Raw genomic sequence first — 14,681 nt, forward strand, 5'->3', positions numbered from 1 at the left:
GTGCCAGCCTGAACCTGACCAACAGGTGAGCCAGGAGACACGAATGTCCCAAGCCAGGTTGTCGCCAGGCATCGTCCCGGGCCGTCTTGCGCCCGAGGATCTGGCGCTGAATTTCCGCGACATTGCCCCGCCTCTGACCGCGCACGAGGCACAGGTCGCCGCCGATCGCTGTTATTTCTGTCACGACGCGCCCTGTATAACGGCCTGTCCCACCGCCATCGACATTCCGCTGTTCATCCGCCAGATCGCGACCGGAACGCCGGATGCGGCGGCGATGACCATCTTCCACGCCAATATCCTGGGCGGTATGTGCGCCCGCGTCTGCCCGACCGAAAACCTGTGCGAGGGCGCCTGCGTCAGGATGGAGGCCGAGGGCAGACCGGTCGAGATCGGCGCGCTGCAGCGCCACGCCACCGATGGGCTGATGGCCAGGCCGGGCCATCCGTTCCGGCGGGGCGCGCCGACCGGCAGGCGGATCGCCGTCGTCGGCGCGGGACCTGCGGGCCTGTCCTGCGCGCATCGGCTGGCGGCCAAGGGCCATGAGGTCGTGATCTTCGAGGCGCGCGACAAGCCCGGCGGTCTGAACGAATACGGCATCGCCAGCTACAAGACCGTGGACGGCTTTGCCCAGGCGGAAATCGAATGGCTGCTGGGCATTGGCGGGATCACCATCGAGACCGGCAAGGCCCTTGGCCGCGATCTGACACTGGAAGGTCTGACGGCGGACTACGACGCGGTTTTCCTGGCGATCGGCCTTGGCGCCACGAACGCCCTGCGGACCGGCGATGAAGGAATCGGCAATGTCGGCGACGCGGTGGATTTCATCGCCGAACTGCGGCAGGCCGCGGATCTGGCCGGCCTGGCCGTCGGCCGGGATGTCGTGGTGATCGGCGGCGGAATGACCGCGATCGATGCCGCCGTGCAGTCGAAACTGCTGGGGGCCGAAAACGTGACCATGGTCTATCGGCGCGGGCAGGACCGGATGACCGCCAGCCGGCACGAACAGGATCATGCCAGCGCATCCGGCGTGCGCATCATCCACAACGCCGCGCCGGTGGCAATCCATGGCGACGGCGCTGTCGCAGAGGTGGAATTCTGCTATACCGAGGACAGTCCCGAAGGTCTGGTCATGACCGACCAGCGATTCCGGCTGAAGGCCGACCAATTGTTTCGCGCCATCGGACAGCGGCTGGACGAGGCGCCCGGATCGCCGGCGCTGGAGGGCGGCAAGATCGCCGTCACCGGCCCCGGCCGGACCAGCCTCGACAAGGTCTGGGCGGGCGGCGACTGCGCGGCCGGCGGCGACGACCTGACGGTGACGGCGGTGGCCCAGGGCCGCGATGCCGCGGAAGATATTCACCTGAGCCTGTCGCCATGACGGAAGGACCGGCCATGATCGAGAAACCGTCTTTTCGTCTATGGCCTGCTGCGGGGTGGGGTCACGATGATCCGGCTGCTGCCGGACCGCGCGGCCAAGACAAGGATTGCCCCATCGACCGCAAATAGCTGAAATAGGCCCGGCCCGTCTGGCCCGTTGGAAGGAAGGACAAGCGATGGCTGATCTGCGCAGCGACTTTATCGGGATCAAGTCTCCCAATCCGTTCTGGCTGGCCTCGGCCCCGCCCACCGACAAGGAATACAACGTCCGACGGGCCTTTCAGGCCGGATGGGGCGGGGTCGTGTGGAAGACATTGGGCAGCGAGGGACCGCCCGTCGTGAACGTCAACGGCCCGCGATACGGCGTGATCCATGGCAATGACCGGCGGGTTCTGGGCCTGAACAACATCGAACTCATCACCGACCGCCCGCTGGAGGTGAACCTGCGCGAGATCAAGCAGGTCAAGCGCGACTATCCCGATCGGGCACTGGTCATCAGCCTGATGGTGCCCTGCGACGAGGATAGCTGGCGCAGGATCCTGAGCCAGATCGAGGATACCGGCGCCGACGGGGTCGAACTGAATTTCGGCTGCCCGCACGGGATGTCCGAACGCGGCATGGGCAGCGCGGTCGGACAGGTGCCGGACTATATCGAGATGGTGACACGCTGGGTCAAGCAATATTCGCGGATGCCCTGCATCGTGAAGCTGACGCCGAACATCACCGATATCTGCAAACCGGCCGAGGCTGCCCGGCGCGGCGGGGCCGACGCGGTCAGTCTGATCAACACGATCAACAGCATCACCTCGGTCGATCTGGATCTGTTCGCGCCGCAGCCCACGATCGACGGCAAGGGTGCGCATGGCGGGTATTGCGGGCCGGCAGTCAAGCCGATCGCGCTGAGCATGGTGTCGGAAATCGCGCGCGGCGCGGACACGCGCGGGCTGCCGATCAGCGGCATCGGCGGTATCACGACCTGGCGCGACGCGGCCGAATTCATGGCGCTCGGGGCGGGAAATGTGCAGGTCTGCACGGCGGCGATGACCTATGGCTTCAAGGTGGTGCAGGACATGATCAGCGGGCTGCGCGATTATCTGGACAGCCACGAAATGGGCCTGCCGGACCTGATCGGACGGGCAGTCCCCAATGTCACCGACTGGCGCTACCTGAACCTGAACTATGTCACCAAGGCGGTGATCGACCAGGACGCCTGCATCAAATGCGGGCGCTGCTATGCCGCCTGCGAGGATACCAGCCACCAGGCCATCGCGATGAAGCCCGGTCGCATCTTCGAGGTGATCGAGGAAGAATGCGTCGCCTGCAACCTCTGCGTCGATGTCTGCCCGGTCGAGGATTGCATCACCATGCGCGAACTGGAGCCGGGCGAGCTGGACAGGCGCACGGGCATCCGGCGCGCCGACTATGCCAACTGGACGACGCATCCGAACAATCCGATGGCGAAGGCGGCCGAGTAGCACCCGGCCGTCCGCCTGGGACAGGAATCGCACCGGCGGCGGCGCGATCGCGCGCTCAGCCTCCGGTCAAGGGCCGGAATTCGCCCCTGGCCTCGGTCATCAGGCTGACGCCGATAATGGCAAGTCCCGCCAGCAGGAAACCCGGAATGATCTCGTAGACGCCCGGTCCGCCGAGGAAGCTGGAATTGAGGCCCGCCCATATCCAGATCATGACCGTCACCGCGCCCACGACCAGCCCGGCCACCGCGCCCAGTCCGGTCATGCGCGACCATGTCAGCGACAGGATGATCAGCGGTCCGAAGGCGGCGCCGAACCCGGCCCAGGCATTCGAAACCAGCGACAGCACGCTTGAATTCGGATCGCGGGCGATGAAGGCCGCGACAATGCCGACCGCCAGCACCGCGATGCGACCGACCATGACCAGCATCTTCTCGTCCGCGTCGCGATCGAAGAACAGCCGGTAGAAATCTTCCGTCAGCGAACTGGACGAGACCAGAAGCTGGCTGCTGACGGTGCTCATGATCGCGGCCAGCAGGGCGGCGAACAGAAAGCCCGTAACCAGCGGATGGAACAGCAGATCGGCCAGCAGAATGAAGATCGTCTCGGGGTCTTCGACGGTCAGGCCGTTGCGCACCACATAGGCGCGACCGAAAATGCCCAGACCGACCGCACCCAGCAGCGAAATCGCCATCCAGCCCATTCCGATATTGCGGGCCATCGGCACCTCGCGGACGCTGCGCACCGCCATGAAGCGGACGATGATGTGGGGCTGGCCGAAATAGCCCAGCCCCCAGGTCACCGCCGACAGAAAGCCCACGACGGTCAGCCCCCGGGTCAGCGAAAGAAATTCGGGATCGACCCCCGCCAGGGTCTCGCGCGCCTGATCGAAGCCGCCGCCGCCAGGGCCCATCAGCACCACCAGCGGCATGATGATCAGCGCCAGCATCATGATGCAGCCCTGGACGAAATCGGTCAGGCTGACGGCAAGAAAGCCGCCGATCACCGTATAGGCCAGCACGACCCCCAGCGTCAGCCACACGCCCGCCTGATAATTGCCGCCGAAGGCCGATTGGAACAGCTTGCCGCCGCCGACCAGGCCCGATGCGGTATAGACGGCGAAGAACACCACGATCACCACGGCCGAGATGACGCGAAGCGTCAGGGCTTGCGTCGGGAAGCGGTTGGCGAGAAATCCAGGAATGGTCAGCGAATTGTCGTAGCGTTCGGTCTGTTCGCGCAGTCGCGGCGCCACCACGATCCAGTTGACCAGCGCGCCGACGAAAAGCCCGATCCCGATCCAGGATTCGACAAGCCCGGCGGCATAAAGCGCGCCGGGCAGGCCCAGCAGCAGCCATCCACTCATGTCCGAGGCGCCGGCAGACAGCGCCGCGACCGCCGGTGGCAGGTTGCGTCCGCCCAGCATGTATTCCTCGGAGCTGGAGGTCGATTTCCGCCAAGCGTAGACGCCGATGGCCAGCATCAGCAGAAAATAGAGGATCAGGCTGATCCAGACTCCGGTTGCCATGGCTTCGCCCCTTCTTTGGTAAAAACACCGTGATGGAACAGGGCCTGACAGATCACGCGGCCGGACGCAACCGCCAGGCGTGGCGGCCCCATTTCCGCGCGGACGGGATGGCGCCCGTCAAAGCCCGTAGATACGACCGAATTTTTCTTCCAGATAATCCAGCAGCGGTTCGGGCGTGACGGGTCGGCCGGTTGCCTGTTCGATCAAGTGGCGCGGCGGATACAAACCGCCATGGCGCTGCACGTTTTCGCGCATCCATTCGACCCCCGGCGCCGCGTCGCCCTGGGCCAGTGCAGCGTCCAGATCCGGGACGGCCTCGCGCATCGCGGCGTTCAGGCAGCCCGCATAGACATTGCCAAGCGCATAGGTCGGGAAATAGCCGAACAGGCCAACCGACCAATGAACGTCCTGCAAAAGGCCATTGGCGGGCCGGTTCACCGCAACGCCAAAATCCCCGAGAAAACGGGCGTTCCACGCCTCGACCAGATCGCGCGTGTCCAGCCGTCCGGAAATCAGGTCGCGTTCCAGGTCGAAGCGCAGCATGATGTGCAGGTTATACTGGATTTCGTCGGATTCGGTGCGGATATAGCCCGGTGTGACCTTGTTGACGGTCGCATGGAAGGCATCGGCATCCTGGATGTTCAACCCGTCGAAGGCATCCGACATGCGGTTGAACAGCCAGCCTGCAAAGGCCCGGCCGCGCCCCATCTGGTTCTCGTAGATGCGGCTCTGGCTTTCGTGGACCCCCATCGAGACGCCGCGTCCCAGCGGCGTGAAGGCATAGTCGGGGTCGATCCCAAGCTCATAACTGGAATGGCCGACCTCGTGGATGGTGGAATAGATGCAGTTGAACGGCTCGGGCTCGACCACGCGCGTGGTGATGCGGCTGTCCTGCCAGCGGCCGCTGCTGAAGGGATGGACCGCCATGTCCATCCGCCCCCGCGTCCAGTCATAGCCGAAGGCCGTCGCGCAGGTGCGGGCCAGCCGAAGCTGGGTTTCCTGCGGGAAATGCCCCTGCAGCGTCTGGGGCTGGCGCTCGGCGCCCAGCACATCCTCGCGCAGCGCGACCAGGCGCGGCCGCATCGCGTCGAACAGGCCGGCGATTTCGGCCCCGGTCGTGCCGGGCTCGTAATCCTCCAGCAGCGCATCATAGAGATCGCCGCCATCGGCCAGCGCCGCGGCCTCCTCGCGTTTCAGCAGCAGCACCTGATCCAGCGTCGGCAGAAAGTCCTCGGGCGCGTCATTGGCACGCGCCTCGGCCCAGATGCCTTGCGCCAGCGAGGTCACGCGCGCCAGTTCGGTCGCGAGGCGGGCCGGGATGCGGATCCTGCGGGCATAGTCGCGACCGATCAACTCGACGATGCGGATGTCGGGCCCGGTCTGTGGGCGGGCCGCGTCCAGCCATTCGCCAAGGCGCGGATCGGTGCGGCGTTCGTGCAGCACCGATTCCATCGCGGCCATTTCCTCGGCCCGCTGTTCCACCGCGCCGCGCGGCATGACGGTTTCCTGATCCCAGCCCAGCCGCTCGGCGACCGAGGACAGGGCTTCGGTCTGACGCTGAAAGCTCAGCAATTCGTCCAGGGCGCTCATCGGGTTTTCCCCCTCAGCGAGGTTTGATGCGGGTAGCGGGCGTGGTGGCGGGCCCGGATGATCAGCACGAACAGCGCCACCGCGCCCAGCTGGTGGGTCAGGGCCAGCGACAGGGGCGAGGCGTTGATCACGTTCATGATGCCCAGGCCCACCTGCACCGCCACCATGACGATCATCGCGGTAAAGGCCCCGCGCGTCACCGGATGGGGCGAACGCCGCGCGCGCAGCCAGACCACCACCGCGAAGATCGCCAGCAGATAGCCGGTCATGCGGTGGACGAACTGCACCAGGGCCGGGTTTTCGAACAGATTGCGCCAACCCAGCGAGGAATCCCAGATCGCAGAGGGGATCCATTCGCCGCCCATGGTCGGCCAGCCGGTATATTGGCGGCCCGCATCGATGCCCGCGACCAGCGCGCCGATCAGGATCTGCACGAAGGCCAGATGCATCAGGCCGGTGGCCATGCCGAACAGCCTGCGCTCGCCCGCGCGCCTTGCTCGCAGCAGGTCCGCTTCGGACCGGCCCAGCATCAGCACATACCAGGCAATCAGACCCAGGATGATGAAGGCGATCCCCAGATGCGTCGCCAGCCGGTAAGAGGCCACGCGCACCATCCCCTCGGCCAGACCGGAACTGACCATCCACCAGCCGATCGCCCCCTGAAGCCCGCCCAGAAGGCCGATTCCCAGCAATCGCTGCGTCCAGCCCGCCGGTATGCGGCGGGTCAGCAGAAAGCCGAAGAAGCCGAGCGCCCAGATCAGTCCCACGGTGCGGCCCAGCAGGCGATGGGACCATTCCCACCAATAGATTCGCTTGAAGCCAGCCAGATCCATGTCGGGATTGACCTCGCGATATTGCGGGATCTGCTGGTAGGCTTGGAATTCGGATTGCCACCGGGCCGCGTCCATCGGCGGCAGCGCGCCGGTGACGGGCGCCCATTCGGTGATCGAAAGGCCCGATCCGGTCAGCCGCGTCGCGCCGCCAAGCGCGATCATCGCGGCGACCATGACGAACAACACCATCAGCCAGACCCGGATCGCCCGGCGCGCGCCGCGCGGCGCGGCGTCGATGATGCCGGTCCGCGTCACCGGGCGGGTGCTGGCACCTGGGTCCGAGACTTCCTCGAAAACGGGGCGCTTGGCCATGATCGGCTCCTTCAACTGGGGCGGAGGTTAGGTCGCGCCTAGCGGCGGGTCAATTGGCGCAGGACGCCGTGCAGGATGCGGACATCGCCGCGCGTCAGCACCAGCCGCGACCACATGTTGCGCAGGTTCAGCCGCATCGCCGCGGCCTTGGTTTCGGGAAAGAAGAACCCCGCTTGGGCCAGCTTTTCCTCGTAGTGATCGCCCAGCCGTTCGATCTCGACCCGATCCGCAAGCCACTCGGCATCGGCCTTGCGCCGATGCGGCGCGGGCTCGGGCGGCAAAGTGTCGCGGCCCCATTCATAGCCCATCAGCAGCACCGCCTGCGCCAGGTTAAGCGACGGAAAAGCCGGATTGACCGGCACGGTGACGATGGCATTGGCACGCGCCACGTCGTCGTTTTCCAGCCCGGCGCGTTCGGGGCCGAAGACGATCGCGCTGCGGCCGTCATGACGGCGCGCCTTGTCCATCGCGGCGGCGGGGGTGAAGACCGGCTTCGACAGTTCGCGGCCGCGGGCGGTGGTGGCGAAAGCATAATCGATCCCTTCCATCGCCTCGGCCAGGGTCGGATGGATCCGGGCATGATCCAGCACCTGCCCTGCCGCCCCCGAGGCCATGGCAATGGCCCTGGGGTTGGGCCAGCCGTCGCGCGGATCGACCAGCCGCATCTCGGTCAGGCCGAAATTCAGCATGGCGCGCGCCGCGGCGCCGATATTCTCGCCCATCTGCGGGCGAACCAGGATGATGACGGGCTGGCGCGGATCGTGCTGCATGGCCGTCCGCATAGTCCGTCTGGCAGCGGGCGGCAAGCTGCGCTATCTGCAGGGGAACCGATGGAGTTTCCCATGACCGACACGCCGCAGCTTTACCTGATGACCCCCGCCGGCGCGCAGGCCTCGGCCCTGGGGCCGCTGCTGACCGAGGTGATGGACCGCTTTCCCCCCGCCTGTCTGCGCATCCGCGCGGGCGCGGAAGAGGACGAACTGGGCCGCCTCGCCGATCTGGCGCGCGAGATCGCCCATAACCGTGACGTGGCGGTGGTGATCGAAGATCATGTCAGGCTGGCCCAGCGGCACGGGCTTGACGGGGTGCACCTGACCGACGGCGCGCGCGGCGTCCGCGCCGCACGCAAGGATCTGGGCGCCGACGCCATCGTCGGCGCCTTCTGCGGAACCTCGCGACACGAGGGGATGAACGCGGCCGAGGCGGGGGCGGATTACGTCAGCTTCGGCCCGGTCGGCGACACCGCGCTTGGGCGCGGCGGCCCCGCCCCGCTGGACCTGTTCCAGTGGTGGTCCGAGATGATCGAGGTGCCGGTCGTTGCCGAGGGCGCGATTGATCGCGCCCTGATCGCGGATCTGTCGCCAGTGACGGATTTCATCGGCATCGGCGCGGAAATCTGGTCCGAGAACGATCCCCTCACCGCCCTGTCGGCCCTGTGGCTGCCATGACGTCCGGCTTTTGCGTTCCGTTGGAGAACCCGGCCTGACCGCCATCTCGATCCTGACGAAAAAGGAAAACACCGATGTTCCGATATACGACGCAACAGATCGTGCTGCACTGGACGATCGTGCTGCTGGTGATCTTTCAATATCTGTGGAACGGGCCGATGGGACAGGCCTTCGGCCGGCTCATGCGCGGCGGTGATAAGGTTCTGGGGCCGGTCGCCCTGGCCCATCTGGTCGTCGGCGTGACGATCCTGGCCATCACGATCTGGCGGCTGGCCCTGCGCCGCCGCGCGCCGGCCGCTCCGCACGGCCGTGCCGGGCTGGACAGGGTCGCGGTGCTGATTCACGCCCTGCTCCATATCGTGCTGATCGCGATCCCGCTGGCCGGGCTGGCCGCCTGGTTCGGCGGAATCGGCCGCGCGGGCGACCTGCACGTGTTGCTGACGGACCTGCTGCTGGTACTGGCGGGACTGCATGTGGCCGCCGCGCTCTATCATCACTTCGTTCTGAAGGACGGGCTGATGAACCGGCTGCGCCCGCGACGCTAGAGCATCAGCGGAGTCCGGTCGCCTGCGGCGAAACGGCGCAGCACGGCCGGATAGAGGCGATGTTCCTGCGCCAGCACCCGCGCGGCAAGGCTGCGGGGCGTGTCGCCGGGCTCGACACGCACCCGTGCCTGCCCCAGAACCGGACCCGCATCCAGATCGGCGATCACCTCGTGCACGCTCGCGCCGGCTTCGGCATCGCCGGCAGCGATGGCGCGGGCATGGGTGTGCAGGCCGGGGTATTTTGGCAACAGAGAAGGATGGATGTTCAGCATCCGACCGGCGAAAAGCTGCACGAAATCAGGGGTCAGAACGCGCATGAAGCCGGCGAGGCAGATGATGTCGGGCCGCGCCCGAAGCAGCGGGCGAAGCAGCGCGGCCTCGAACCTCGCGCGGTCGCCGGGATAGGCGCGGTGGTCGATCGCGGCGGTCGGGATGCCCATCGCGGCGGCCCTGGCCAAGCCCGAGGCGGCGGGATCGTTCGAGACGACCAGAACCGGCCGCGCAGGATGATCGCCCGTCATGTCCTCGGCCAGCCGGACCATGTTCGATCCGCCGCCAGAGATCAGGATCGCAACGCGCTTCACGCAGGCGTTCCGCTGTAGCGCACCCCCTCGCCCTCCGTCACGCGGCCGATCCGGTGGACGCGCTCGCCCTGATCGGCCAGCACCGCGGTCAGCGCGTCGGCGCGGTCGGCGGCGACCGACAGGACCATGCCCACTCCGCTGTTGAAGGTTTTCAGCATCTCGTCCCGCCCGATGCCACCCGCCTGTGCCAGCCAGCCGAAGACCGGCGGCAAGGGCCATGCGCCAAGGTCGATCTGGGCGCCCAGGCCCCGGGGCAGGATGCGCGGCAGATTTTCGGTGATGCCGCCGCCGGTGATATGGGCCAGCCCGTGAACCCCGCCTGCGCGGATCGCGGCCAGCGCGGGTTTGACATAAAGCCGCGTCGGCACCAGCAGCGCCTGACCCAGCGAGCCCCGGGCGAAAGGCGCGGCATCGTCCCAGCCGAGGCCGGCGCGCTTTGCGACCTTGCGAACCAGCGAATAGCCGTTGGAATGAACCCCGTCCGAGGACAGGCCCAGCAGCACATCGCCCAATCCCACATCGGCGGGCAAGGCGGTGCCACGCCGCATCGCGCCGACGGCGAAACCGGCCAGGTCGAAATCGCCATCGTGATACATGCCGGGCATTTCCGCCGTCTCGCCACCAATCAGGGCACAGCCGGCCATCCGGCATCCCCGCGCGATACTTTCGACGACCCGCGCGGCCTGATCGACCGAAAGCCGGCCGGTCGCAAAATAATCAAGAAAGAACAGCGGCTCGGCACCCTGACAGACCAGATCGTTCACGCACATCGCGACCAGATCCTGGCCGATCGCATCCAGATGCCCGGTGTCGATGGCAATCCGCAGCTTGGTGCCGACGCCATCGGTCGCGGCCACCAGGACCGGATCGTCATAGCCCGCGGCGGCCGGGTCGAACAGGGCGCCAAAGCCGCCAAGCGCGTCCATCACACCGGCCCGCGCGGTGGCGGCTGCCGCGGGTTTGATCCGATCAACCAGCGCGTTTCCCGCGTCGATATCCACGCCTGCATCGCGATAGCTGATCCCGTTCTTCGTCATCGGCCCGTCCCCGGCTGGAATGTCGCGCCCCCCGATAGCGGATGGCGGGGCTCTGGGCAACGGGCCAACGCGCTTGACCGCGCCTGCCGGCCGCTTTAGTCAGATCGCGCGCTACGGGCCTGTAGCTCAATTGGTCAGAGCAGGGCGCTCATAACGCCTTGGTTGGGGGTTCAAGTCCCTCCGGGCCTACCAGCATCCCATCCCTCCAGGCCCGCCCGTGGAAGCGGCAGAATCAAGGACGGGCTGTTCTCTTTTGGCGGCGCGACCTGGCGCAGTCCGGGACGAACGCCGCCTGCCATATGTGATGGGACGCGCCGAAACAGGATGACGCTTTTGCGGACAGGATTCGGTGCTGAACCTTTGTCCCGGTCATGCGTTTTGCCGACCGGAGCCATTCATGCACGACGACAGCGACCTGATCGACCATATCCATCTGCGCCTGTCCGATTTCGACCGGGGCGTTTCGTTCTATGTGGCCATCCTGAACGCCCTGGGCCGGGGCGCGGACATCCGCCGCGGTCGCGACTGGCTGGAGATCGGCCCGCTTTATCTGGATCAGTCCGACAACATCACACCCCCCAGCCGCCTTCATCTGTGCTTTCGCGCCCGTTCGCGCGAAGAGGTCGCGGCCTTTCATTCAGCCGGGCTTGCCGCGGGCGGACGCGACAACGGCGCGCCCGGCCTGCGCGATTATCATCCGGGCTATTACGCGGCCTTTCTGCTGGATCCCGACGGCAACAATATCGAAGCCAAGCTTGACGAGCAGACCTAGCCCAGATCGCCGCCGAGGCCCTGTATCAGCGGCAGGAAATCGGGGAAGGACGTGGCGATGGGGCTGGCATCGTCGATGCTGACCGGGGCCTGGGCCGCAAGCCCGAGGATCAGGAAGGACATCGCGATCCGGTGGTCCAGATGCGTGACCACGCTGGCGCCTCCGGGCACCGTCGCCATGCCGTGCACGACCATCGTGTCGCGGGTTTCCTCGACCTCGACGCCGTTTGCCGCAAGTCCCCGCGCCATCGCGTCGATTCGGTCGCTTTCCTTGACCCGCAATTCCGCAACCCCGTTCATGACCGTCCTGCCTTCCGCGAAAGCGGCGATGACCGACAGGATCGGAAATTCATCGATCATGCTGGCGGCGCGGTCCGCCGGGACGGTCACGCCCGTCAGCGGCCCGTGGCGCACGACCAGATCGGCCACCGGCTCGCCGCCCTCTTCGCGTTCGTTCTCGAAGGCGATGTCGGCGCCCATTTCCAGCAGCGTCACATACAGCCCGTCGCGCGTCCGATTGCGGCTGACACCGGGCACCCGGACCTGCGATCCCGGCACGATCAGCGCCGCCGCCACCGGAAAGGCCGCGCTGGATGGGTCGCGTGGCACGGCGACCGGCTGCGCCCGCAACTCGGGCCGGCCCGCCAGCGTGACGACGTGGCCCTGATCCGTCGTTTCGGTCCGGATCTGGGCGCCGAACCCCGCCAGCATCCGTTCGGAATGATCGCGCGTGGGTTCGGCCTCGATCACCACCGTCTCGCCGGGCGAATTCAGGCCGGCCAAAAGGATGGCCGACTTGATCTGCGCACTGGCGACCGGCGTGCGATAGCGCAGCGGAACCGGATCGGCGGCGCCCTGGATGGTGATCGGCAGCCGTCCGCCCTCGCGCGCCGTGATCTGCGCGCCAAAGGCCGACAGCGGATCGGTGACCCGCGCCATCGGGCGCCGCGACAGGCTGGCATCGCCGGTGAAGGTCGCGGTGATCGGGGTCGTGGCCATCGCCCCCATGATCAGCCGCACCCCGGTGCCGGAATTGCCGCAATCTATGATGCCTTCGGGTTCGGCAAAGCCACCCACGCCCACGCCATGCACCGACCATTCGCCCGCGCCCAGCCGTTCGACCTGCGCGCCGAAAGCCGCCATCGCCCTTGCCGTATCCAACACGTCCTGCCCTTCCAGAAGGCCGGTTACCCGCGTCTCGCCCACCGACAACGCCCCCAGGATCAGCGCCCGGTGACTGATCGACTTGTCGCCAGGCACCTGCGCCACGCCCTTCAGCGGGCCGCTGCGACGCGAGGTCATGGGACACGGTTCGGCGGTATGGGACATGGGACACCTGTTCGTTGCGAGGGCCTTTTAGCCGCCGGGCAAGCCCGCTGCCACCGCCTTCTTGCCGTCGCAGCCAGGGTTTTCTCGCGGCCGGAGCGGAACGCCCGGTCATGGAAGATGTGATCCCGCGGCAACCGATGTCGCGTGTCGCGCCCGAGGGACCCGAATTACAGGCGCACCGGGCGGCTTGTCAGGATTTGTAGACCTCGATCGTCGGCAGTTCGGTCAGCGACACGCCGATCAGTTGCAGCGCCGGTAGCGAGACCTGACTGCCCGACCCACCGCCCGCCAGCGGGATCAGATCGACCTTGGCCGATTTGCCGTTGGCGGGATTCACGATCCGCCCGATGCCGCGCGCCTTGACCAGCGGTGTCTTGATCCAGAACCCGCCCTGCGTCGGATCGCCCAGCGAGGCGACGGTGCTGCCCAGCCTGGTCTCGGCCGCCTCGGGCGCCCCGGCGGCGGCGGCCTTTTGTTCGGCAGTCGTCGTATCCAGCTGCCGGGCCGAGGCGCGCGCCGAGGGCGGCGGTGGCGGTGCGCGCGTGATCGCGGTCGCTGCGGCCACCTGCTGTGGTGAAAGATCGCTTTCGATCCTGGCCGGTTGCACCGTGTTTGACGGCCGATCACCTGTCGTCGTCGCCAGGGGCTGGCAGGCGGCAAGGACCATGACGGACAGGATCGCGGGGGTTGTCATTCGCATCGGGACGTTCCTTGGATGGCGTGGCGCGGGCAGGTTAGACCAGCCCCGCCGCCTGCGTCCACCGGCGGTTGCGTGATCGGCGGATGCTTGTGCACCGGCGCCGAGACGCCTAGATTGAAGCTCATGGACGACATGCAAGCCGCGCCTCTCATCGACCCTTTTGCCCGTCCGATCACCTATCTTCGGGTATCGGTGACGGATCGTTGCGATTTCCGCTGTGTCTATTGCATGTCCGAACATATGCAGTTCCTGCCTAAGGTCGAATTGCTGACATTGGAGGAACTGGACCGGCTTTGTTCCGCCTTCGTGGATCTTGGCGTGCGCAAGTTGCGCATCACCGGGGGCGAACCGCTGGTCCGGCGCGGGATCATGGGCTTTTTCGGCGCCATGTCGCGCCATCTGGGCGCGGGCCTGGACGAATTGACGCTGACCACCAACGGCAGCCAGCTGGCCCGTTTCGCCCCGGAACTGGTGGATTGCGGGGTTCGCCGGGTCAACGTCTCGCTGGACACGCTGGATGCCGACAAGTTCTCCGCCATCACCCGCTGGGGCCGGCTGCCGCAGGTGCTGGAGGGCATCCGCGCCGCCCGCGCGGCCGGGCTGCGGGTCAAGATCAACGCCGTCGCGCTGAAGGGCGTGAACGACGACGAATTGTTCGATCTGGTCCGCTGGTGTGGCGATGAGGGCCATGACCTGACCTTCATCGAGGTCATGCCGATGGGCGATCTGGGCAACGAGGACCGCCTGGACCAGTATTGGCCGCTGACCGATCTGCGCGCCCGTCTGGCCGAATGTTTCACACTGGTCGATCTGGCCGAACGCACGGGGGGTCCGGCCCGTTATGTCCGGCTGCGCGAAACCGGGCAGAAGATCGGCTTCATCACGCCGCTGACGCATAATTTCTGCGAAAGCTGCAACCGTGTCCGCGTGACCTGCACGGGCGAGCTTTACATGTGCCTGGGCCAGGAGGATCGTGCCGATCTGCGCGCGCCGCTGCGCGCCAGCGCAGAGGACGCCCCCCTGCGCGAGGCCATCCGCGGCGCCATCGCCCGCAAGCCCAAGGGCCACGATTTCGACTATTCCCGCCAGCACGTGGCGGGCCAGATGCCCCGCCACATGAGCCATACCGGCGGCTGAGCCTTCTTCCCGGCGTGA

14 protein-coding genes and 1 tRNA gene are annotated in these 14,681 nt (G+C 66.8%); 7 read left to right on the forward strand and 8 right to left on the reverse strand.

What is annotated here, in order from left to right:
* Positions 1-43 precede the first annotated feature (43 nt).
* Both AC13CR_RS18430 and preA read left to right on the forward strand, forming a co-directional pair.
* Positions 44-1,378, forward strand: coding sequence for an NAD(P)-dependent oxidoreductase (locus AC13CR_RS18430; RefSeq protein ID WP_292958180.1), 1,335 nt, complete (start codon positions 44-46; stop codon positions 1,376-1,378).
* Positions 1,379-1,553: 175 nt separating this feature from the next.
* A complete protein-coding gene (gene preA, locus AC13CR_RS18435; RefSeq protein WP_292958178.1) occupies positions 1,554-2,852 on the forward strand; it encodes an NAD-dependent dihydropyrimidine dehydrogenase subunit PreA in 1,299 nt (432 codons plus the stop codon).
* Positions 2,853-2,907: 55 nt separating this feature from the next.
* Here the strand turns inward: preA and putP are convergent, their stop codons facing one another.
* The 4 genes from putP to AC13CR_RS18455 form a co-directional block, all read right to left on the reverse strand.
* Positions 2,908-4,377, reverse strand: a complete 1,470-nt coding sequence (gene putP / locus AC13CR_RS18440) for a sodium/proline symporter PutP (protein WP_292958176.1) — start codon at positions 4,375-4,377, stop codon at positions 2,908-2,910.
* Between the two features lie 117 nt (positions 4,378-4,494).
* Positions 4,495-5,967 (reverse strand): carboxypeptidase M32, encoded by a 1,473-nt coding sequence (locus tag AC13CR_RS18445; protein WP_292958174.1) that lies wholly within the window; start codon positions 5,965-5,967, stop codon positions 4,495-4,497.
* A complete protein-coding gene (ctaA, locus tag AC13CR_RS18450) occupies positions 5,964-7,112 on the reverse strand; it encodes a heme A synthase (RefSeq protein WP_292958172.1) in 1,149 nt (382 codons plus the stop codon). The genes AC13CR_RS18445 and ctaA overlap by 4 nt, the downstream gene beginning before the upstream one ends.
* Before the next feature lie 38 nt (positions 7,113-7,150).
* Positions 7,151-7,882, reverse strand: a complete 732-nt coding sequence (locus tag AC13CR_RS18455) for an RNA methyltransferase (protein ID WP_292958170.1) — start codon at positions 7,880-7,882, stop codon at positions 7,151-7,153.
* 72 nt (positions 7,883-7,954) lie between these two features.
* Here AC13CR_RS18455 and AC13CR_RS18460 point away from each other — a divergent pair, with 72 nt between their 5' ends.
* Both AC13CR_RS18460 and AC13CR_RS18465 read left to right on the forward strand, forming a co-directional pair.
* A complete protein-coding gene (locus AC13CR_RS18460) occupies positions 7,955-8,560 on the forward strand; it encodes a thiamine phosphate synthase (protein WP_292958168.1) in 606 nt (201 codons plus the stop codon).
* 74 nt (positions 8,561-8,634) lie between these two features.
* Positions 8,635-9,105, forward strand: coding sequence for a cytochrome b (locus AC13CR_RS18465; RefSeq protein ID WP_292958166.1), 471 nt, complete (start codon positions 8,635-8,637; stop codon positions 9,103-9,105).
* On the opposite strand, the gene purN is transcribed toward AC13CR_RS18465, so the two are convergent.
* Both purN and purM read right to left on the reverse strand, forming a co-directional pair.
* Positions 9,102-9,689: a phosphoribosylglycinamide formyltransferase gene (gene purN, locus AC13CR_RS18470; RefSeq protein ID WP_292958164.1), complete on the reverse strand. Its 588-nt coding sequence runs from the start codon at positions 9,687-9,689 to the stop codon at positions 9,102-9,104. The genes AC13CR_RS18465 and purN overlap by 4 nt on opposite strands.
* A complete protein-coding gene (purM, locus tag AC13CR_RS18475) occupies positions 9,686-10,726 on the reverse strand; it encodes a phosphoribosylformylglycinamidine cyclo-ligase (RefSeq protein ID WP_292958162.1) in 1,041 nt (346 codons plus the stop codon). Before purM ends, purN begins: the two co-directional genes overlap by 4 nt.
* 115 nt (positions 10,727-10,841) lie before the next feature.
* Here purM and AC13CR_RS18480 point away from each other — a divergent pair.
* Positions 10,842-10,918 (forward strand) — tRNA-Ile (locus AC13CR_RS18480).
* A 205-nt stretch (positions 10,919-11,123) separates the two neighbouring features.
* A complete protein-coding gene (locus tag AC13CR_RS18485; RefSeq protein ID WP_292958160.1) occupies positions 11,124-11,498 on the forward strand; it encodes a VOC family protein in 375 nt (124 codons plus the stop codon).
* On the opposite strand, the gene aroA is transcribed toward AC13CR_RS18485, so the two are convergent.
* Together aroA and AC13CR_RS18495 are read right to left on the reverse strand one after the other, a co-directional pair.
* On the reverse strand, positions 11,495-12,826 hold the full coding sequence (gene aroA, locus AC13CR_RS18490; RefSeq protein WP_292958158.1) for a 3-phosphoshikimate 1-carboxyvinyltransferase: 1,332 nt from the start codon (positions 12,824-12,826) through the stop codon (positions 11,495-11,497). The genes AC13CR_RS18485 and aroA overlap by 4 nt on opposite strands.
* A 190-nt stretch (positions 12,827-13,016) precedes the next feature.
* Entirely contained in the window at positions 13,017-13,526 is a 510-nt protein-coding gene (locus tag AC13CR_RS18495) for a hypothetical protein (RefSeq protein WP_292958156.1), read from the reverse strand.
* 123 nt (positions 13,527-13,649) lie between these two features.
* Here AC13CR_RS18495 and moaA point away from each other — a divergent pair, with 123 nt between their 5' ends.
* On the forward strand, positions 13,650-14,663 hold the full coding sequence (moaA, locus tag AC13CR_RS18500; protein ID WP_414692188.1) for a GTP 3',8-cyclase MoaA: 1,014 nt from the start codon (positions 13,650-13,652) through the stop codon (positions 14,661-14,663).
* Positions 14,664-14,681 lie beyond the last annotated feature (18 nt).

It is taken from the genome of Paracoccus sp. L-17 (assembly GCF_056857655.1).